Annotated in this window: 15 protein-coding genes and 2 pseudogenes; 8 read left to right on the top strand and 9 right to left on the bottom strand. The window is 35.6% G+C overall.

Features of this window, described 5'->3' with window-relative positions:
* Positions 1-123: 123 nt before the first annotated feature.
* Together Q9306_RS14830 and Q9306_RS14825 are read right to left on the bottom strand one after the other, a co-directional pair.
* Positions 124-1,515 (bottom strand): peptide MFS transporter, encoded by a 1,392-nt coding sequence (locus Q9306_RS14830; RefSeq protein WP_306199728.1) that lies wholly within the window; start codon positions 1,513-1,515, stop codon positions 124-126.
* Between the two features lie 383 nt (positions 1,516-1,898).
* Positions 1,899-2,683, bottom strand: a pseudogene (locus Q9306_RS14825) (ABC transporter substrate-binding protein); the annotation flags it as partial.
* On the opposite strand from Q9306_RS14825, the pseudogene Q9306_RS14820 reads away from it, so the two are divergent.
* Positions 2,653-3,189 (top strand): annotated as a pseudogene (locus Q9306_RS14820) (ABC transporter ATP-binding protein); the annotation flags it as partial. The pseudogenes Q9306_RS14825 and Q9306_RS14820 sit on opposite strands and share 31 nt — an antisense overlap.
* Here the strand turns inward: Q9306_RS14820 and Q9306_RS14815 are convergent.
* A complete protein-coding gene (locus tag Q9306_RS14815) occupies positions 3,121-3,876 on the bottom strand; it encodes a class I SAM-dependent DNA methyltransferase (protein ID WP_306199725.1) in 756 nt (251 codons plus the stop codon). The pseudogene Q9306_RS14820 and the gene Q9306_RS14815 sit on opposite strands and share 69 nt — an antisense overlap.
* Before the next feature lie 399 nt (positions 3,877-4,275).
* Here Q9306_RS14815 and Q9306_RS14810 point away from each other — a divergent pair, with 399 nt between their 5' ends.
* Positions 4,276-5,466 carry a glycine C-acetyltransferase gene (locus tag Q9306_RS14810; RefSeq protein WP_306199723.1) on the top strand — a complete coding sequence of 397 codons (1,191 nt, stop codon included), beginning with the start codon at positions 4,276-4,278 and terminating at the stop codon, positions 5,464-5,466.
* A gap of 34 nt (positions 5,467-5,500) precedes the next feature.
* Positions 5,501-6,475, top strand: coding sequence for an L-threonine 3-dehydrogenase (locus tag Q9306_RS14805; RefSeq protein ID WP_306199720.1), 975 nt, complete (start codon positions 5,501-5,503; stop codon positions 6,473-6,475).
* Positions 6,476-6,762: 287 nt separating this feature from the next.
* Here the strand turns inward: Q9306_RS14805 and Q9306_RS14800 are convergent, their stop codons facing one another.
* From Q9306_RS14800 to Q9306_RS14785, 4 genes are all read right to left on the bottom strand, one after another.
* Positions 6,763-6,972, bottom strand: a complete 210-nt coding sequence (locus Q9306_RS14800; RefSeq protein WP_306199718.1) for a hypothetical protein — start codon at positions 6,970-6,972, stop codon at positions 6,763-6,765.
* A 198-nt stretch (positions 6,973-7,170) separates the two neighbouring features.
* Positions 7,171-9,054: a vWA domain-containing protein gene (locus Q9306_RS14795; protein WP_306199715.1), complete on the bottom strand. Its 1,884-nt coding sequence runs from the start codon at positions 9,052-9,054 to the stop codon at positions 7,171-7,173.
* 3 nt (positions 9,055-9,057) lie between these two features.
* Entirely contained in the window at positions 9,058-9,951 is an 894-nt protein-coding gene (locus Q9306_RS14790; protein WP_306199712.1) for an ATP-binding protein, read from the bottom strand.
* Positions 9,952-10,147: 196 nt separating this feature from the next.
* The gene (locus Q9306_RS14785) at positions 10,148-11,674 is read right to left on the bottom strand and encodes a cardiolipin synthase (protein WP_306199710.1); all 1,527 of its coding nucleotides are present in this window, start codon (positions 11,672-11,674) and stop codon (positions 10,148-10,150) included.
* A gap of 275 nt (positions 11,675-11,949) precedes the next feature.
* Between Q9306_RS14785 and Q9306_RS14780 the strand changes: the two genes are divergently transcribed.
* The 5 genes from Q9306_RS14780 (at position 11,950) to Q9306_RS14760 (ending at position 17,545) form a co-directional block, all read left to right on the top strand.
* A complete protein-coding gene (locus Q9306_RS14780) occupies positions 11,950-12,309 on the top strand; it encodes a 6-carboxytetrahydropterin synthase (RefSeq protein ID WP_306199708.1) in 360 nt (119 codons plus the stop codon).
* A 4-nt stretch (positions 12,310-12,313) separates the two neighbouring features.
* A complete protein-coding gene (locus Q9306_RS14775; protein WP_306199706.1) occupies positions 12,314-14,719 on the top strand; it encodes a 6-pyruvoyl-tetrahydropterin synthase-related protein in 2,406 nt (801 codons plus the stop codon).
* A complete protein-coding gene (gene xrtG, locus Q9306_RS14770; protein ID WP_306199705.1) occupies positions 14,716-15,300 on the top strand; it encodes an exosortase family protein XrtG in 585 nt (194 codons plus the stop codon). Before Q9306_RS14775 ends, xrtG begins: the two co-directional genes overlap by 4 nt.
* 2 nt (positions 15,301-15,302) lie before the next feature.
* Positions 15,303-16,652: a TIGR03111 family XrtG-associated glycosyltransferase gene (locus Q9306_RS14765; protein WP_306199732.1), complete on the top strand. Its 1,350-nt coding sequence runs from the start codon at positions 15,303-15,305 to the stop codon at positions 16,650-16,652.
* A gap of 170 nt (positions 16,653-16,822) precedes the next feature.
* On the top strand, positions 16,823-17,545 hold the full coding sequence (locus Q9306_RS14760; protein ID WP_306199702.1) for a Firmicu-CTERM sorting domain-containing protein: 723 nt from the start codon (positions 16,823-16,825) through the stop codon (positions 17,543-17,545).
* 54 nt (positions 17,546-17,599) lie between these two features.
* On the opposite strand, the gene Q9306_RS14755 is transcribed toward Q9306_RS14760, so the two are convergent.
* The gene (locus tag Q9306_RS14755; RefSeq protein WP_306199701.1) at positions 17,600-19,024 is read right to left on the bottom strand and encodes an amino acid permease; all 1,425 of its coding nucleotides are present in this window, start codon (positions 19,022-19,024) and stop codon (positions 17,600-17,602) included.
* A gap of 556 nt (positions 19,025-19,580) precedes the next feature.
* Complete coding sequence (locus tag Q9306_RS14750; RefSeq protein WP_306199699.1) at positions 19,581-20,468, bottom strand: LysR family transcriptional regulator; 888 nt, start codon at positions 20,466-20,468, stop codon at positions 19,581-19,583.
* Positions 20,469-20,496: the final 28 nt, after the last annotated feature.

The following is a 20,496-nucleotide window of genomic DNA, read 5'->3' as shown; positions in this document are numbered from 1 at the left end:
AGAAGAAACTACTTTATAAAACAAATATAAATCAAAGAAAATGCCAAAAAAATTTGGCATTTTCTTTGACATAATCTTTTTTCAACAAAGTGAAAAAAGCGGAGAAATCTCTCCGCTTTTTCTTTATTCCATCATATGTGCAATTTTTTTAGAGAACATAAGAAGGATTAAGCCTAATACAATAACGATAATACCGATGCTTGAGAATACTTCTAAATAGCCTAATGATTGTGTGTAAGCAGCTAAGATACCAGCTAGTTTGTTTGCACATCCAGTACCAGCCATCCATACGCCCATTAATAAAGAAGCTAACTTTACAGGAGCAATTGCACTTACCATAGATAAACCGATTGGTGATAAGAATAGCTCACCAATTGTATGGAATACATACGTGATAACGATGAACAATAAGTTTGCTTTTGCAGCAATATGAGCTTCATCACTACCTGTTTTTAGAACTGCTAATGTTAATACAAGGTAACCGATTCCTAATAGAATCATACCAAATGCCATTTTTGTTGGGATTTTTAAATCGCCATTTTTTGTTTTAGAAAGTTTTACCCATAACGCAGAAACAACTGGTGCTAATAAAACGATAAACAATGGGTTAACAGATTGGAACCAAGAAGTTGGCATTTCCCATCCGAAAATCGTACGATCAACGAATTTATCTGTATAAAGAGTTAAAGAACTACCTGCTTGTTCGAAGCCTGCCCAGAAGAAGACAACGAAGCAAGTTAAAATAATAATTGCCCAAGTGCGGTTTTTCTCTTGTTTTGTTAAAGGTTTTTTCTCAATCACTTTTGCAGTGCTATCTTTTGACTTTTTACCAACAACTGTTGTTCCGATATCACCAAGATAACGTTTAGCTAGTAAGTTAAAGAGAACTTGACCAATAATCATACCAATACAAGCAACTAAGAAGCCGTATTTGTATCCTTTTACCATAACGCCGTTAACAGTTGATGTAAAGAAGTCTTCTGCTAAGAAACCACAAAGTAACGGTGCAATTAAAGCGCCTAAGTTAATACCCATGTAGAAAATTGTGAAAGCAGAGTCACGGCGTTTATCATTTTCACCGTAAAGTGAACCTACAAGAGTTGAAATATTTGGTTTGAAAAATCCATTACCGATAATTAATAATCCTAATCCTAAATAAAGGCCAGTTGATGTATTCATTGAGAAAAGAACAAAGTTACCAATTGCCATGATGATACCACCAATAGTAATCGCATGGCGTTTTGTGATAAAGTGGTCAGTTAACCAACCACCAATAATTGGTGTGAAATATACGAGCATTGTAAATGTACCATAAAGTTGTACAGCGGATGCCTTGTCAAACCCTAATCCACCGCCAACAACTGCAGTCGTTAAATATAGAACTAAAAGACTACGCATTCCGTAGTAGCTAAATCTTTCCCACATTTCTGTAAAGAACAACAAATATAATCCCGGAGGATGTTTCTTTGGTGATTGTTGTTCTTCAGCTTTGTTTAACTTCACAGCTGCATCCATTTTCATTCCTCCTAATCTTGTTAAACGGATATTTATGTAATCATTTTAATTTACAAAATATTTAGAAGTCAATAGTATTATATGGAAATAGAATAAAAAATTTTGTAAATTCTATAAAAACATCTTCCGTCATCGTATTTTGCCCCTGAAAAATTGAAAATAAGCGTTTTCATGCTTGTTATTTTTCGTTTAAAAAGCATATAAAATAATCACTAATCAGAAAATTTTAACTAGGTAAACTTTTCTGATATACTGAATTATTCTTAGGGACACTTTTTGAATATAACATATTTTGAATAAGAATACAAAATAAAAAAACAACTCCTGTATACAGAAGTTGTTTTTTTGAGATATTTTATCCCACTACTTTTGGAAGTTTTGCTTTATTTTACAAAGCGTTTTTCAATGTCATCTAGCATCAAGTTCGCAGCCATTACACCGCCAGCTGTATTCCAAATGACATCGTCAACTTTGTATACTTTACCGTTTTTGGAAGCATTTAAGTTTTTGAAAAGAGGATCGTTGATATATTCTTTTTCTAATTCAGAACCTTTCTTTTCATTACCTTTATCATATGTGAAGTAGAAGATGATATCGCCATCCATTGCAGGAATGCGCTCTTTAGATACATTACGTTCTGCAAAGTCATTTTTGTTTTGATCACCAGGACGTTTGAAACCAAGTTCTTTTAAAATAACACCAGAGAATGTATCTCCGTGATAAATACGTACATCACCAGGCATAAAGCGCACCATAGAAATTTCTTGATTTACTTTATCTCCAAGTTTACCTTTTAAGTCTTTTATACGTTTGTCGTAATCAGCTAGTACATTTTGACCTTCTTTTCTTTATTCACTGCTTTTGCATAAAGTTTAAAATTATCTTTCCATTCACCGCGTAGTGTTTCTGAGAAAACAGTAGGAGCAATGCCTTTTAATTGCTCGTATATTTTTTCGTGACGCAGTTTATTACCAATGATTAAGTCGGGTTTTAAAGCAGCAATTGCTTCTACATTGGGTTGAAGCTCAGTACCGACAGTTTTTACATTTTTTAGTTTATCCTTTGTATGTGGATACCATGGGTTACCGGTAGGCGCTTCAGCAGCACCGACTGGTGTTACCCCAAGGGTAAGTAAAGCTTCTGTTCCTTCATTTGTTAAAACAACGACGTTATCCATATCAAACATGGTTAAAGCAATGGTCAAAGCGAGATGAAGAAATGGTATGGAAAGCATTAGCTGCAACGGGAATGACCGAATTTGCAGAACGAGATGTTCATGCATTGTCTGGTGGACAACGTCAGCGTGCATGGATTGCAATGACACTTGCTCAGGATACAGATATTATTTTATTAGACGAGCCAACAACATATTTAGATATGACCCATCAAATTGAAGTGCTTGATTTATTATTTGAGTTAAATGAGAATGAGCGACGCACAATTGTAATGGTGCTACATGATTTAAATTTAGCTTGTCGTTATGCAGATCATATTGTAGCAATTCGTGATAAACAAATTTATGCACAAGGCAAACCAGAAGATATTATTAATGATAAGCTTGTACGTGATGTCTTTCGTATGAAGTGTGAAATTATTACAGATCCGTTATTCGGTACACCGCTTTGTATCCCGCAAGGAAAGGGAAGACGCATACTTCCGCAAGCGATTAATTAAAAGATAAAAGAACAAAGTAAAAAGGCGATGAATCACCATCGCCTTTTTACTTTGTACACGAAAATAATAGAAACAAAGGGATACGCAGCCTACGTATATATTCTTCCTCACTTTGAAAATGCTGCAACTCTGGTGTTGCTTCTCGTAAACTAGTAATCGTAAAACCAGCTTTCTGTAAAGATATGAAGTATTGTTCAATTGTCCGGTGCTTTGTAAGCTTTCAAATGCAGAAGTGATAACTGGGTGCTGAACACTAAAAGCAAAAGTCCCGCCAGGTTTTAACGTTTGAAAAATTTGTTTGAAAGTATTATCAATATGTTCAATATAGTGAAGGACAAGTCTAGATGTAACGATATCAAAAGTAGAAGATGGGTATGTATAGTCTTTGAGGTTTAAAAGATGAACGATTCCATTTGTATGTTGTAATTGTTTTTGAGCTTCTTCATACATACGATGGGAGCCTTCAATTCCGGTATAAGATTGACAGCCTTTCTGTAATAGCTCTACTCCAAATTGTGCATCACCGCAGCCAAGGTCAAGAATATCTTTATCTTTTATATGGCCAAGTAACTGTAAGAGAACAGGCTTTTCAATCGAGTCGTTTGGATTATCTGTTCGATGCCTGCGTTTCATGTATTGTTCAAAAAATAAGTCTTCATTGTAAACGTCAGATTCTGTATAAGACATTGTATCCTCTCCTTGAAAGCGTTTTTTTAATTCTACCAAAATCTAAATAATAATAATAGATTTCCGTCATTAGATAAGATATAATCAGTAAATGTAAGCGTTTACTTTAAACTATTTTCCTATAATAAATTTTTGAAACGTGTTAAGCTTGTAAAAGGGTATTATATGAATTCATTTTTATTTTTTGACATAAAGATTGCTGCTATGCAGAAAAAAAGATTCTGCACTTGCTTTCTCCCTTTGCTTTTATTTCGCATGTGGCAGAAAAAGTCCCTGACCGCTTCTACGTACGGCCAGATGCTCTCGCCCATTTAAAAAGAAAAGGGTGTTTATGTCGTTTTTAATTTGGGTTTATATAGGAAAATACTTTCTTTATATGAACGATAGGGAGGTTTCACGATGTCTAGCAAAACACTTGACAATTTTTTAGTAGAAAACCTAGAGGATTTAAAATCAAAGGGGCTTTATAACGTTATTGATCCGCTTGAAAGTTCGAATGGACCAATCATTACAATTGGCGGAAAAGAATATATTAATTTATCTTCAAATAACTATCTTGGGTTAGCAACAGATGAGCGTTTAAAAGAAGCAGCAATCGGCGCGATTCATAAATATGGTGTTGGTGCAGGGGCTGTTCGTACAATTAACGGTACACTTGATTTGCATATTAAATTAGAAGAAACAATTGCGAAATTCAAGCATACAGAGGCAGCAATTGCATATCAATCTGGGTTTAATTGTAATATGGCAGCGATTTCAGCTGTTATGGATAAAAATGACGCGATTCTTTCTGATGAATTAAACCATGCATCTATTATTGATGGTAGCCGTTTATCAAGAGCAAAAATTATTGTTTATAAACATTCCGATATGGAAGATTTACGTAAAAAAGCAATCGAAGCAAAAGAATCAGGTTTATACAATAAATTAATGGTTATTACAGATGGCGTATTCTCAATGGATGGCGATGTAGCAAAACTACCAGAAATCGTTGAAATTGCAGAAGAGCTAGATTTAATGACGTATGTGGATGATGCACACGGTTCTGGCGTACTTGGAAAAGGTGCTGGTACAGTAAAACATTTTGGACTATCTGATAAAGTCGATTTCCAAATCGGTACATTATCGAAAGCGATTGGAGTTATCGGTGGATATGTTGCTGGTAAGAAAAACTTAATCGATTGGTTAAAAGTTCGCTCTCGTCCATTCTTATTCTCAACAGCGTTAACACCAGCTGATGCAGCTGCTTGTATGAGATCAATTGAAATTTTAATGGAAAGCACTGAGCTGCATGACCGTTTATGGGAAAATGGCCGTTATTTGAAACAAGGCTTAAAAGAGCTTGGCTTTAACATTGGCGAAAGTGAAACACCAATTACACCTTGTATTATTGGTGATGAAGTAGTAACACAAAAATTTAGTCAACGCCTAAACGAAGAGGGCGTATACGCGAAATCAATCGTGTTCCCAACTGTAGCAAAAGGAACAGGACGTGTTCGTAACATGCCAACAGCAGCACATACGAAAGAAATGCTTGATGAAGCAATTCGTATTTATGAAAAAGTTGGAAAAGAAATGGGCATTATTTAAGACATTTACATCTATGAAAGCTTGCTAATGAGGAGTGGGGAAAATGAAAAAAATTCTAGTAACCGGTTCTTTAGGTCAAATTGGTTCTGAACTTGTAACGAAACTTCGTGATGTATACGGTGCATCAAACGTTGTTGCAACAGATATTCGTGAAACAGATAGCGAAGTTGTAAAATCTGGCCCATTTGAAATTTTAGATGTAACGGATGGTCAAAAATTACATGATATTGCAAAGCGTAATGAAGTGGATACAATCATTCATTTAGCAGCATTACTTTCTGCAACGGCAGAAAAAAATCCGCTATTTGCTTGGAACTTAAACATGGGCGGTCTTGTAAATGCGTTAGAAGCGGCACGTGAGTTAAACTGTAAGTTTTTCACGCCAAGCTCAATTGGTGCATTCGGTCCGACAACGCCAAAAGATAATACGCCGCAAGACACCATTCAGCGTCCAACTACGATGTATGGGGTAAACAAAGTAGCTGGAGAACTTTTATGTGATTATTACTATCAAAAGTTTGGTGTAGATACGCGTGGTGTACGCTTCCCAGGTTTAATTTCATATGTTGCACCTCCTGGAGGAGGAACAACTGACTATGCAGTTGAAATTTACTACGAAGCAATTAAAAAAGGCGCGTACACTTCTTACATTGCAGAAGGAACATACATGGATATGATGTACATGCCAGATGCATTGCAAGCGATCATTTCATTAATGGAAGCAGATCCAAGTAAGTTAAAACATCGCAATGCATTTAACATTACAGCAATGAGCTTCGAACCAGAACAAATTGCGGCATCTATTCGTAAACACATTCCAACGTTCACGATGGATTACGCTGTTGATCCAGCTCGCCAAAAAATTGCAGATAGCTGGCCAAACTCAATTGACGCAACAGCAGCAAAAGAAGAGTGGGGCTTCAAAGCAGACTATGATTTAGACAAAATGACAGCAGATATGCTTGAGAAATTAAAAAAAAAATTAGAAACTGAGCTAGTAATTAGCTAATGAGAAGAACCGATTCAACGTGTTGAATCGGTTCTTTTTTGTCGACATGTTTAAACTTAGCCTATATAAATCCATTTTAATTTTTCGACATAAAGATTGCGGCGATGCAGAAACAAAGGAAGCTGTACTTACTTGTTATCTTTGTTTTTCACTGTGCATGTGGCAGAAAAAGGATCTGACTGCTTCTATGCACGGCCAGATGCTCTCGCCCACCTAAAAAGAATGGTTCTTTTAATTTTGATTTATATAGATTTCACTTCATGCATATCTACATTAGTTTTCCTATATTATTGTTCAGTTTCTTCAAACTGTTTTTCATATTCGTTGCTAAATGCTTTATGTGTTTTTTGATCTTTATCCCAAGGATTCGATTTTCCTAACTTTTTGTTAAAGGAAGAACCGTAAGGCCCTTCAGGAAACTCCTCAGGAATGACATATTGATGCCTAGCTTCAGCAGTTGTAACATCCGTATATTGTTCATCTTTTTTTGGGCACAAATGAACCATCCTTTCACATCTATTTGCTTCTTAATATGCCCAAAAAATTTTCATTTTTTATCGGCGACTTTTCAAATATATCGACCGCTTTTCACCATATATCGGCGCAAATTGAAATATATCGGCGATTCGACACGAAATAAAGACCACTCGGCAAAAAATGACAAAAAACCAGGAGCTGCACCCAGCTCCTGGTTTCTATTCAATCGTCTTTAATAGTAATTTCTTCAATAACGGTTTAATCTTCAATCGTAAATCTTCAGCATGATTTGCCACTAAGAAGTGGTGGTTGTATATATTTTTCATGAGTTGATAGGTTGCTTCTTTTGCTTCGCCTTCTTCGATAAAGATCCCAATGACTTCGATGCCGCTTTTACGAGCATGTTTCACAGCTTCGTGTGTATCTAAAATACCATCTTGTTGATAGTCTAATGCAGACGGTTCGCCATCTGTGAAGACAAGCAAAAATTTATGCTTTTCCTGGCGTTTTGTAAGCTTTTCGGAAACGATACGAATAATGTATCCATCACGGTTATCTTCTTCTTCACGAAGTTGCATGACTTCTGGACCAATGCTTGGCAGCGTTGAGTTTTGATAAGTTACAACTTCATGAATGACGTTTGGTTTATTCTCGGGGGTGGCGCTAGAAGCATCTTCCCAAAATCCGCTAATAGCGTGCGGAATTTTTAACGATTTTAAAGCTTCATGGAAAAGAACGACGCTTTTTTTCGTTTCTTCCATTTTGTTATACATCGAACCTGAGCAGTCAACTAACAGGTGAAAGACAACGTCAAGCTCTTGTGATTCTTGTCCTTTTTTATAAAACATACGTGGTTGTTTTTCTGTATAAATACGCAGGAACTTTTTACGAAGTCTTCCGTAGTATTTATCTGCATTTGCGTTCGTTTTATTTTCAATTGTTTTTTCGATGATCTTCTTTAGTTCTTTTACATCTTTATTTACGACAGATTTTATCGCTTGATAGTCTTTCTTTTCGTCAGGCTGCGGCTTGCGGGCTTCTTTAAAAGTATGCGATGCGCCGGCGTTATATTTACCGTATACACCTTCACTTTGGCTAGAAGCATGAGAGCCCCTTGTATCTTCAGCATCTGCACCGTCGAAGTTCGACTGCGTACTTTTTTGTGAAGTACCTTGCACAGAAGCAAGTGCTTGATCACTATCCTCAGATTCACGGGCTGTATCACCCATCATATTTGTTTTTGTACCGCTCTCTAATTCAAAGCGTAAGAAGTTTTCGTTTTCATTGTTTTTATTTTCACGATGCCAAGTCGAAAAGCTTTCATTGATTTTACTCTTATCATCATCATCATCAACAATTTGAACATCATCGTTTGCTAATTCATCTACTCGTTCTTCAATTTTGTCAAAAATGACAGAAGTATTGAGCGGCGCAAGGCCAAAGTAGTTATTAATCATATCGTGTTCTAAAAGTTCTTCTAAACGATAGCGAATTTTTTCAACAACATACATCGTATCTTCTGTTGTATGCGTTTGGAATGTTTCGTGTAAAATTGCTTCAATGTGCTCAAAGTAGTCGTTATTAAACATTTCGTATTTGTCGCTCGTTACTGTTAAGTAACATAAACAAATAAGCATATCAGCATGATAATTACGGATCCGGTTAATTTCGTATTGTGAGCTGAAATAATTTCGATACATTTCTTTTCGGCGTGCAAAAATTGGTTTTGTACCAGGACGCTCTCGTTTCACAATTTCTTCAACTCGTAAATCTTCTAATAGAACGAAAAGCTGCGTTAAAAAATTTTTAAGCGGTGATTGCTGTAATTCTTTTGCATAACTACGAATCAGTTGCATATCGGAATGATGTTTGTAGCCAAGCGCTTTTAAATATACTTCACTTTTTAAGCCGATTACTTTATTCACTTCGCTTCGATCATCCCAAAAATGACTGATGACAATTTTATTTTCGATTTCGTCATAATATGCTTTATATCCATATTCTAAATACGCATTTTCTTCTTTTAGAAGGGCGTACATTAAGTTTTCCATTTGCAGAAACAGAGACGCATCGATTTTCTTGTCGCTAAAAATTTGTCTCATGAATTATCCCTCAAAAAAATAGCTTTCTGCTAATTCACGTACTGTCATTTGTTCTGTCTCATCGCTTAATTTTGCAATAATACTTCGTTCAATTGCACGCATTACTGGAATATACACACTTAAATCACATGCATCGATAATACCGCGAATACTTGCAGCTTCTTCACTTACACGACCATCGCGAGCAAGCGGCATTAAGTCACTAGCGAATGCCACAAACTTTTCGATTGTTGCTGCATTCTGTAATTTTGATTCAGCTAATAACAGTTCTTTTAATGTTTCACCTTGAATATAAGGAACTTCAATAATAACGAAACGGTTTTTTAACGCTTCATTTAGTTCGCTCGTTCCAACATACCCTTCGTTAATCGCAGCAATTACACGATATTCATCACTGCCATACACAACCTCTTGTGTGAATGGGTTTGTAATCATTTTTCGGTAGTCGAGTGCACCGTGAAGAAGTGGAAGCGTTTCTGGCTTTGCCATGTTAATTTCATCGATATAAAGGAAGTGACCATTTTTCATCGCTTTCATCAATGGACCATCCACGAAAGTAACTTCAGAGGCACCTTCTGTTGTTGTTAATGTGTTGTACCCTAAAATTCCTTCTACATCTAAATCAACAGAGCAGTTAATGCTATGCATTGGCTTTTGAAATAAATAAGATAGCGTTTCAGCAAGAACAGTTTTCCCGCTTCCAGTAGGTCCTTTTAATAGAACGTTTTTACCAAGAAGTAAGGCAGTAATTGCATCTTCAATAATGCTGTTATCTGCTGCTTTATACATTTTTGTTCCAATTAAAGTAGCAGCATTGCCTGCTGTTTGTTTATTTGTTTCATGAATATTTACAAGTTGTTCTTTTAATCCTGCATGTATATGAAATTGTTCTAACATGTATTTCCCACCTAACATTATTTTCATAAAGTAAACAATCCTTCTTATGATAACGTGTTTTCATAAGTGAGGCAAAGAAAAAACATCTTCCAATTTGGAAGATGTTCCCTTATCTCGCATTAACGGATAGTATAGATTGGGGAAGCATAGAGAAGAAAACTTCCCGTAAAAGCCCCCCACTGATGGAAGTTTCACTTTATAAAAGTGGCGAAATAAGTCGCATTAGTGATTCAAGCATTCTTTTTCGAAGGCTTCTTCTTTGGAATACTTCCCAGCGAATTTCTGTAGAATCGTTAAAGTCTTGTTCGAAATCTCTTTTAATATCAAGGACAGTCTGTGAATTATACAACATAGCGATCAATTCATAATTCAGTTCAAAACTACGAATGTCCATATTTGCTGTACCAATTGTTGCAACTTCATCATCAATTAAGACAATTTTAGCATGCATAAATCCGTCTTTATAACGATAAATAGAAACACCGGCTTCTAATAATGGGGCAAAGTAAGATTGAGAAGCTTGGTCACTTATCACGCTATCGCTTATGCCGGGATACAGAATACGGACATCAATTCCGGCGATTGCACTTAAACGTAGTAATGTTAATGTTTCCTGATCGGGAATAAAGTATGGCGTTGCAATCCAAATAGAACGTTTCGCTGATGTCATTGCTGCTAACAGGGCATTTCGAATCGTTTTATCATTTGCACTTGGGCCACTTGCAACAATTTGAACAGCACCTTCTGCCTGGGCTGTCGACCCTGGGAAATACTCTTTCATCATAAACGGTTCCCAAGAATAGTTATTTAATCCACTACGTGCGTATAACCAATCTTCTAGAAAAATCGCTTGTAGTTTGTATAATGCTTTCCCTTCAAGTTTTAAATGACTATCTCGCCAAATTGGATATTTCTTAGAACGGCCAAGATATTCATCCCCAACATTCAATCCACCTGTAAATCCAATTTTCCCGTCAATAATAACGATCTTTCGGTGATTTCGGTAATTGACAGTTTCAATTAGCCAAGGGGAAAGGATAGGGTCAAATTCTACTACCTCAATTCCTGCATCCTTCATCGGTTGCAAAAAGGTGCTTCGTAATGGATAGCTTCCGAGGTCATCAAATAAAAAGCGGACTATTACTCCCTCTTTCGCTTTTTCGATTAAAGCATCTCGAATCTTTGTTCCAATTTCATCAGCTCGATAAATGTAATATTGAATATGAATGTGGTGCTTTGCTTCTTGAATGGAAGACAAAATTTCTGTAAATGTTTCCTCACCGTTTGTTAGTAATTTCGCTCTAGTTTCATCAGCAATAGGACCCCCGCCAAATTTTTGGATGATTGTAGTTAAATGGGCAGATTGTTCAGTTAGGGATGGTGGTATTTCTTGTTTCAATCGTTTTCCTTCTAAAATTTCACGGAACAACTTTCTTTGTTCTTCGGAACGATGTAAATGTTTTATTCGGCGCCATTTACTTCGGCCAAATAATAAATACAAAAATACGCCGAAAATAGGGAGAATTGCCAATACTAAAAACCAAGCTAACGTACTTTGCGGGGATCGATTTTCAATAAAGATGACGAAAGCAATACCGACAGCTGTAGTAAAGAATACGACTCCAGCGAAAGTATATAACGATATAGATGATCTGTTTAATAGCATGAGTAAAATAGTTGAAACTGAAATAACGAATAGTAATTGCAGAACACGATTTTTCATTGGTAGGAATGTCACCTTTTTCTGGTTAGTTATAGCCTTATTATAAAATGTTTTATTTACATTAAACAAATAGGAAATTTAGATTTTTTTGAACGGGAGCAGACTTTTTTACTGTTTTAGAAAAAAGATAATTTTACATAGAGTGAAAGGGAATTACTATTGTTGTATTTAAAAATGATGACTTCATATTAGGTTTTTCTATTCATATCGTGTATGTTTCATTATATCCTATGTACTCGTTCCACAAAGACAGATTGGTTGAAGGAGATATTACGATGATTACAAAATATCGGCTACATTTTTATTTGAATGCAAGGCATTATGTGTCTATTAATGGGAAGAAATCAGATGTACATCCGCATACATGGGAAATTACATTACTTATTTCACATAAAAGGGAAGAAGAGTTACATTTTGCTCATATTGAAAACGTCATTGGAGAATACTTAAATGAATACCAAGGAACTTGCTTAAATGATTCTCCAAGGTTTTCAGGAAGAAATTGTACGATGGAACAAATTGGACGAGTCTTTTTTGAAGATTTGACAGAGCGTTTGCAGAAGCAGGATGTTCCGCTTGAGGAGTTAACAATTAATGAGAATCCGATGCGGCAATATGTGATTCAGAGAGGGTAGGAGTATGATACTTGAACAACGAAAACGAGTTGGGCTGTTTCTTTTTCAATTTTCTTTATTAATAGTATGTGCTTTCCTTATGTCATGGTATGTGAATCGCTTCGGTCGTTACCCGTGGGGTTCAGATACATATGGACACCTCTATAAAGCAAATTTACTATATGAAGAATTTCAAAAAGGAAATTGGTATGTGAATTATAGTGCCGAGTGGTATAACGGATTTCAACCATTTCGATTTTGGGCACCTTTATCTTATTACATTTTAGCTGTATTACGAATGGTGACAACGGATATGACTTCGGCGTATCAACTATTTTTCATTTTTCTATTTGTTGTAGGTGGATTCGGCTGGCTATTGTGGGGAGTGTATACAAAACGACAATGGTTAGCATTTTTTATTGGGATACTATGGTTCTTCGTTCCAGAAAATCTTCGCATTTTATTTGCAGAAGGAAATGTTCCTTTTTGTACAATCACGTCAATCTTACCCTTTCTATTTTTAATCTTTTACCGTGCAGTACGTGAAAAAAGACTTCACTTATACCTCATTCTTTCTATCTTAATGGCAATCATAACACTCATTCATCCGATGTTAACAGCTATGGTCGGTTTGTCATTCTTTTTATTTTGTCTTATCGATTCAATTGTAAATAAAGAGATGATTCAGAAGTTTATTGTACTGATGTATGCTGCATTAGGAATTTGTTTATCTGGATTTTGGCTATTTCCAGCATTAAATGGCGGCATTATTGGAATGGACCGAGAGGCTAATTTAGAAGTAATGGCACTACACTCTTATCCATTACGTGTATCGCTGCATCCATTTTTACGTTTTCATGATATCGAAATCTATTATTTTGGCTGTTCATTTGCTGCTTTAGCTTTATTTGGTTTACTTTTTAGTTCTAAAAAACAGGTGACAGGATTTGCTGTTGCGTTATTCATTATGATCGGTACAACAAAGCTAGCGTTACCACTGCTGCAAAATATGCCTTTTGTTCAAGTGCTATGGATGCGCCGCTTTACTGCAATGGCGATGGTGATGATTTTGTTCTCTGTTTTACTATGGGAAAATCTTCGTAGGTCTTTCATGTGGCTGTTTATTTTGTTGTTAGCTGTTGATTCGGGAGCTTCTTTTTATACAGTTGGGTTTAACCGAGAATTTCCGAAAGGACAAGCTGAAGATTTAGATGTAGCAATTTCTGCAGCATCTCAGCGGATCGCGATGTTAGATAACTCCGAATACGGTTCGTTTCCAAGTTACTATTTATCCTATCATGGAACGCAAAATAAGGTAAAAGATCAAGTGTATGGCTGGGCGTGGCAAGGAGCAACAACGGCACAAAATTTAGTACAAATAAATACAGCATTAGAACATGAATATTATGATATTTTATTTGATCGTACGCTAGAAACAGGAGCGGATACATTCGTATTAAAGAAGAATTTTGTTAAGCATCCTGAGGAAATGAGGAACTCGGCCAAACGAGTAGGATATGAATTACTAAAGGAAACACCTAGCAACTATATTTATAAATATCCTATTGAAGGGAACTTTGGAACGAACGTGCAATATGAGGGGATTGCAATTGGAAAATATGCACCCAATATTACGTATATGTTCCCGCAATTGTTAATAGGGGACAGAATGAAAGTTGATGACTACACGTTTAGCGAGTTAAAAAATTATAAAGTTGTTTACATTTCAGGAGTAGATTACAAAGACAAACAAGCAGCAGAACAGTTAGTGAAAAAATTAGCCAATCATCATGTGAGGGTGGTAATCGATACAGCTGGAATGACAGAACCATTTCTAAATGTAAATGTGCAACCAATTGCGCTGCAAGATCAGTATGGGGAATTATTTTATAAAGGTGAAAAGATGGAAACAAAACCGTTTCCTAAAAAATCAAGTGATTGGAGAACGAATGTTATTAGTGATACAACTGATTCAGATTCACAGTTATATGTGAATAAACAGATTTTCAATTACCTTTCGAAAAGTCAAAATGAAAATGTAATGTTTATGGCATTAAATATTCCTTATTATACGTTTGTAACGAAAAGTGAGGATACACTCCAATTTCTTGAGGATATGTTGCAATTAAAAGCTTACACGTTACCAAAGAGAGAAGTTGTACCGGTACGTTTAAAACGAAATCATAATGAAGTCATTGTTGATAGTGAACAAGTAAATGTACTTGTGCCTGTTGCAGCAATTGATGCTTTTCAAACAGTAGAAGGTACATATGAAAAAGTGAATCAATTTATGAACATAAAGACGAAACATGTGAAAGTACATGTTGGCTATCCGTATATGATGCAAGGTGCTGTTTTATCTGTGAGTGCTTTATGCATAATTTGTAGTTTATCGTATGGAATTTATAGAAGAAGGGAGGGAGAAACATGATCGCTATTATCATTGGTATGCTACTGATTGTACTTTGCGTTTTCGGTTATATGATGATGCAACGGATTGGACTGCGCTTCTTTGCTTTTATCGTAGGAAGCGTAGGTTTTTTTACAATTTGTATGCTGTACTTTTTGCCTTACGTTGAGAAATACGCAAACATTGTGAATTCCTATGTGTTAGAGTGGATTTCGGCCGTATTTCCCGTATTTGATGTGCATCGTGAACTTGCATTTGTAACAATTGAAACGGGTAAGGGAATTGTAACGATGGTATTGAATTATGAATGCTCCGGCGGTATTGAGCTGCTCGTGTTTCTTTCTCTTGTCCTTTTCTTCCCGTTTGGAAATATAAAAACAAAGGTATTATCAACTATTTTTGGTTTATTCTTTTTAATTGTCGCAAATATTTTGCGGCTATTATTTATTATTGTTGTCACAAAGATATTTGGAGCAGACGCCTATAAGCTTGTTCATATGGTACTTGCTCGCATTCTTTTCTTCGGTTTAACGGTATATCTTTATTATGTATTATTTACACTTGTTCAAATTCGCTATCAGAAAGTAGGTGAATTAAAGTGACGATGGATGTTTTATTACGTGAATTCTTTTTTTGGACTGTGTGGCTCATTATTCCGTTACTGATTGACTTATTGACTGGCTTTGGAAGTGCTATTGTTGTTTGGCGTGCTTATTTCAGAAAGAAAGAGACAGAATTAACTTTTTTTCCATATGTAACGATTCTGATTCCTGTTTATAATTCTGAAAAAACGTTGAGAGATTGTTTGCAGTCAATTGCAAATCAACAATATCCATTGCAAAATATACAGGTTATTTTGATTGATAATGGGTCAGAAGATGAATCTTTTGAAGTGTTTCAGCAATTTCAAATGGAGCAGCCAGTTTTAAATATTAGGTATATAAAATCAACGCAAGGAAAAGCACAAGCATTGAATCAAGGAATATACCTTTCACGAGGAAGATACATTTTAAATATTGACTCAGACGGTATGCTTGATGCAAGAGCTGTTTACAATACAGTAAGAAAATTTGAAGAAGATGTGGATATTGCAGCAATGACTGGTGTTGTCATGATCAATCCACAATTCATTCAAGAAAATAGTAAACCGTTATTAAAATTATTACAGCGCTGTGAGTTGTTTGAGTATGTAGAAGCATTTTTAGTAGGTAGAGGTTATCAATCAAATCGTAATTCTATTTTCACATTAGCAGGAGCGTTTTCAGCATTCCGAAAAGAGGTAGTAACAAAAACACAAATGTATAATATTGAAACACTTGGAGAAGACACGCATATGACAACGCAAATTCGTCTTATGTACAATGGAAAAATAGCATTATGCGAGGACGCTTTTTTCTATGTAGATCCAATCGAATCAGTGGACCGTCTATACATGCAAAGGCAACGTTGGCAACGCGGGGGAATAGAAGTTACCGCTTTATTTAATACATTGTTAAAGAAAAAAATGCGAGGTAGTTTAGATGTCCTTCGCTATACAATGATTAAAGACCATACATTAATTTTTTCGAGAATGATTTGGATCTTTGCGCTCGTATATTTAATGTTTTTGGATTATCCATTGTATTTAATTGTAACAGCAAATATGATTCTTTACTTTGCCTATGTCGCAAATTCGTTGTTGTTTTATTTTGTTTCAAAATTGTATTTGAAGTCACAGCCAAAGATAAAGAAATATATGCGTAAACATCTATACACAGTATTTCTACTTCCGTTTTATCGAATGTTTGTCTTCTTTTGCCGCATTGCTGGAACGATTAACGCAAAGGAAGAAAGAGCAAACTGGAATACGCGCACATTAAGTGAAGAAATGCAGATGATTAGTAAGAGAATAAAGAAACGGTTTTCTTTCTATTTTAAATTGAAGAAATGGATGAATGGCGGCGATAGTAAATGATTTATCCCGCATTAACGGACAGTAATACTCCCACCTCAAAATTCAGCGAAAGCAAAGAAGTTAGGCGGGAGATAAACTGTCCGTAAAAGCCCGATTGGTTCAACTAATAATCAGTGGGGGATGAAGACCCCCCCACTGATTAAAGTTTCACTTTATGGAGGAGATTTACCATGAAATATAGAAAACTACTTGTGTCATTTTTAGTAATTGTAAGTGTATTATATATCGCTAAACTACAAGTATTCGCAGCCACTAAGCAACCTCCTATTACAATTGACGGAAATTTTTCTGATTGGACTAATATGCCGTATATTTCCGATATAAAAGGTGATGTACCAAATGGAATGAATCATGAAGATATTACGGGTGTTAAATATTATTCTGACGGTGAATATTTATATTTATATGTAGAGAGACAAGCAGCAGGACATCATAAAGATAGCTGGACATTTCATGTTGTGTTTCCAGATGCCGCGCAAGGTGGACAAGAGAAGTGGGAATATGTAGAAATTAATGGGAAATGTCAAATGATGAAGTATCGCTATCCAATTGTATGGGTAGGTAATGTTGGAAAAGGAAACCAATATGCTGTAAAAGTGACAGCGGGAAGTTTTCAAGAACAAACTCTTTCCGTGAGTAGTAATAAGAAGCAAATAGAATTCCGAGTCCCCTTAAAAGAATTTGGGTTAGATAAGCAAAGGGAAATTCGCTTTGCATTAAAATCAAACGTAAGTGGACAAGTTTGCCCAGCGAAAAATACAATCGATTGGGTTCCAGACAGAGATGGCTGGATCTATATTGATAATGGACCAACATTATGGCAATTCTCTGCAATTGCTGGATTTGGAATCGCTGGATTTGCAGCATATCGTATGTTAAAAGGGAAACAATAGTTGAATACGTAGCTGAAAAAACACTAGCTCCTGAATGAGCTAGTGTTTTTCAATTTAACTGACTTTTGTATCAAGTGTATCTGGTTTATTTTCAATTGTATTTTTCATAATGAATGGATAAAGAACGAGTCCAATTACAAATAATCCGATTCCTAGTAAGAAAGTTTTCATATCAGCTGTTCCTGTTTTAATAACCCAAATGGAATAAAGAAGAGCAAGTACTGTGATGACTCCGTCTAATTTGCGAGAGCCTTGCATGTTGTTATATGTTTCACCAGTAATAACGAGTTTTAATTGATACATTGTTGAAACAAGATATGGAATTAAATAAGCAAGCGTAGCGACAACAATTGCAAAGTTATACGCTTCTGATACTGACCCAGAAATGGTAGAGAATAAGAATATTTGTGTCATGATATTTGTTAATAACAATGAGTTTTTCGGACTTCCTTTTTTATTTGTTCTTCCAAAGAATGCAGGGAATAGTCCGCTTTTTGCTGCTTGATATGGAACTTCTGCACTTACAACGATCCAGCCTACTGTAGAACCGAATAGAGAAACAAGTGCTAGAAAGGCCATAATGTATGCACCTTTATTACCGATCGCCATGTTTAATGCATCAACTAATGGTTTTTGTGATCCTTTTAGCGCCTCTTGTGGAAGAGCACCCATTGTTAACAATGTAATGGCTACATAAATAAGAAGAGCAATTACTAATCCGAAAATCGTTGCCTTTTTTACATCGCTCTGTGACTTTGCACGGTTTGAAAGCATAACAGCTGATTCAATACCAATAAACGCCCAAAGTGTTGCGATAGCAGCAGCATTGATTTGTCCGCCTAATGGAATAGATTTTCCAGCCTCATCCATAAACGTTTGCCCATCGCCGAAATTCGCTGCATTAAAAATGAATAATGTAATGATAATAAACATCGTAAAGCCAATAATTTTAGCAACAGTTGCAAGTAAATTCATATTACCAGCACGATCAATATTTTGCGAAAGAATATATTGAATGCCCCATAGCATCACACTACATACAGCAAATGTTAAGGCTTTTCCTAGTTCTAATGAGAAACCATTTGTCGTGAACAAAACTTGTTTACTTTGCAGAACTGGGAAAAATGTAGATAAATATCCTGCAAATGAAATAATGACAGAAGCTGTTGCCGCCCAGTTTGCCGCCCAGTATCCCCACGCCATGCTATAACCAGCAACTTTACCAGCTTTTGGTGAAGTGAACATTGCCTCGGCATAACTTTGCGGACCTGCTTTTAAATTTGGTTTTCGCATTGCTAAGTTTCCAAACACGAGTGCAATCATAAATACACCTAGCCCGGTAATTGTCCATGCAAGTGTAGATCCCATTGGTCCAGATACTTGTGCTAAATTTGCCGGAAGCATAAACACGCCGCCACCAACCATATTTCCAACAACGAATGCTGTTAAAATCCATAAACCCCATTTTTTTGTTTCCATGATTGTCTAACTCCTTTTGATGATAGTTTTTTTGTTTTATAATTTTTTGTACCTAGTGTTTTTTGGAAATAAAAAAGAGCCATGTAGATAAAAAATACCTACATGGCTCTTTGCCTAACGTAGGTACAACGGGAATAACCCTTGTACCTACGCGTAAATTTTTCCGCTAGGTTTCAAGGGTTTACGTATGATGATGATGTTTTTGTGCAAATGTAACTACAGTTGTATTAGTAAGCATAGTTCTTTGCTCCCTTTCTCCTCTGATTTTGAAGTAAGTATACTACATGTCTTTTAGAAAGGAAAGAGAAAAAAGATATTTTTTATAAAAATTCATTTTGGTAATTAAATATTCATATTGATGAAAGTATGTTTTTGTATTTCTTTCTTTTTTGACAAGGAATATTAAGGTTGTTACTGAGCGTTTGTAATATTTCTTGATGAACATGGAGAGAAGTAAACAAAAAATAACTCCAAAATCAACTTTTATTGTATATTTTGGAGTTACTTTACGTTTACGAAACCTGTCTTAAAAAGCGCACTTTAAAATCATAAACTTTTAAGGAGTGTATTCTTGGAAATGTCTTATAATAAATTCCTTAAACGTTTTTGCGGCAGGAGATAAATAATGATTATGCGCTGTAGCTAAGGCAATGGTTCGTTCACAAGGATAGTCAGTAATTTCTAGAAAATGTAGTTGAGATTGGTTAAACTCCTTGACTTTCGGTAAGATGGCTATACCAAGTCCAGCGGATACTAATCCAGAGATTGTTGTAATTTCTTCTCCCGTAAATGTAATTTTAGGGTGAACTTGAAGAGATTCACACATTTGATCAAATATATAACGAAGGCCATAACCATCTTTAAAACAGATAAATTCTTCATTTCCTAGTTCTTGAAATGACACACTACTTTGCTTTGCAAGTGGATGTGCTTTTGAAACTGTCAAATATAAAGGTTCTATTCTTAATGTTTCCCATTCAATTTGTTCATGTGGAATTGGTGGAGAAGACAAGCATATGTCTGCTACTCCATCTTTTACTTTTTGTAAAAGGTTAATATTAGCTCCCTGATACATTTGAAATGTCACTTTTGGATAAATCTTTTTGTAATTAGCAACAATCTCTGGAATTGGACGAGTGCCTAAAGTGTGCAAAAACGCAATTGAAATTTCTCCTCTATCAGGAGAAACTTTTTCCTGTATTTCCGCGATACCAGTATGTAATGCACTTTGTGCTTGTTTCGCTCTTCTTAAAAACATTTCTCCATACTTAGTTAAGGAGATTGTTTTTCCTTCTCGTATAAATAATGGTACACCAAGCTCTTCTTCTAATTTTAAGATCGAACGGCTAAGAGCAGGCTGAGACACTAATTGTTCTTTCGCTGCTTTTGTAAAATGGTTATATTTCGCGACGGCAATAAAATTCTCAATTTGATGCCATTCCATATCGTCTTCTCCTTGTTATACGTTTTTG

Origin of the sequence: Bacillus multifaciens (assembly GCF_030756675.1) — a bacterium.
Lineage (GTDB): Bacteria > Bacillota > Bacilli > Bacillales > Bacillaceae_G > Bacillus_A > Bacillus_A multifaciens.
The sequence above is the reverse complement of the archived record's forward strand: the minus strand, read 5'-3'. Positions and strand labels throughout refer to the sequence as shown.

Excerpts from the sequence above, each read along its gene's own strand:
- Q9306_RS14830 (WP_306199728.1), bottom strand. The coding sequence starts at position 1,515 with ATGGATGCAGCTGTGAAGTTAAACAAAGCTGAAGAACAACAATCACCA.
- Q9306_RS14780 (WP_306199708.1), top strand. The coding sequence starts at position 11,950 with ATGATTACAAAATATCGGCTACATTTTTATTTGAATGCAAGGCATTAT.
- Q9306_RS14815 (WP_306199725.1), bottom strand. The coding sequence starts at position 3,876 with ATGTCTTATACAGAATCTGACGTTTACAATGAAGACTTATTTTTTGAA.
- Q9306_RS14785 (WP_306199710.1), bottom strand. The coding sequence starts at position 11,674 with ATGAAAAATCGTGTTCTGCAATTACTATTCGTTATTTCAGTTTCAACT.
- Q9306_RS14775 (WP_306199706.1), top strand. The coding sequence starts at position 12,314 with ATGATACTTGAACAACGAAAACGAGTTGGGCTGTTTCTTTTTCAATTT.
- xrtG (WP_306199705.1), top strand. The coding sequence starts at position 14,716 with ATGATCGCTATTATCATTGGTATGCTACTGATTGTACTTTGCGTTTTC.
- Q9306_RS14750 (WP_306199699.1), bottom strand. The coding sequence starts at position 20,468 with ATGGAATGGCATCAAATTGAGAATTTTATTGCCGTCGCGAAATATAAC.
- Q9306_RS14765 (WP_306199732.1), top strand. The coding sequence starts at position 15,303 with ATGGATGTTTTATTACGTGAATTCTTTTTTTGGACTGTGTGGCTCATT.
- Q9306_RS14755 (WP_306199701.1), bottom strand. The coding sequence starts at position 19,024 with ATGGAAACAAAAAAATGGGGTTTATGGATTTTAACAGCATTCGTTGTT.
- Q9306_RS14790 (WP_306199712.1), bottom strand. The coding sequence starts at position 9,951 with ATGTTAGAACAATTTCATATACATGCAGGATTAAAAGAACAACTTGTA.
- Q9306_RS14795 (WP_306199715.1), bottom strand. The coding sequence starts at position 9,054 with ATGAGACAAATTTTTAGCGACAAGAAAATCGATGCGTCTCTGTTTCTG.
- Q9306_RS14810 (WP_306199723.1), top strand. The coding sequence starts at position 4,276 with ATGTCTAGCAAAACACTTGACAATTTTTTAGTAGAAAACCTAGAGGAT.
- Q9306_RS14760 (WP_306199702.1), top strand. The coding sequence starts at position 16,823 with ATGAAATATAGAAAACTACTTGTGTCATTTTTAGTAATTGTAAGTGTA.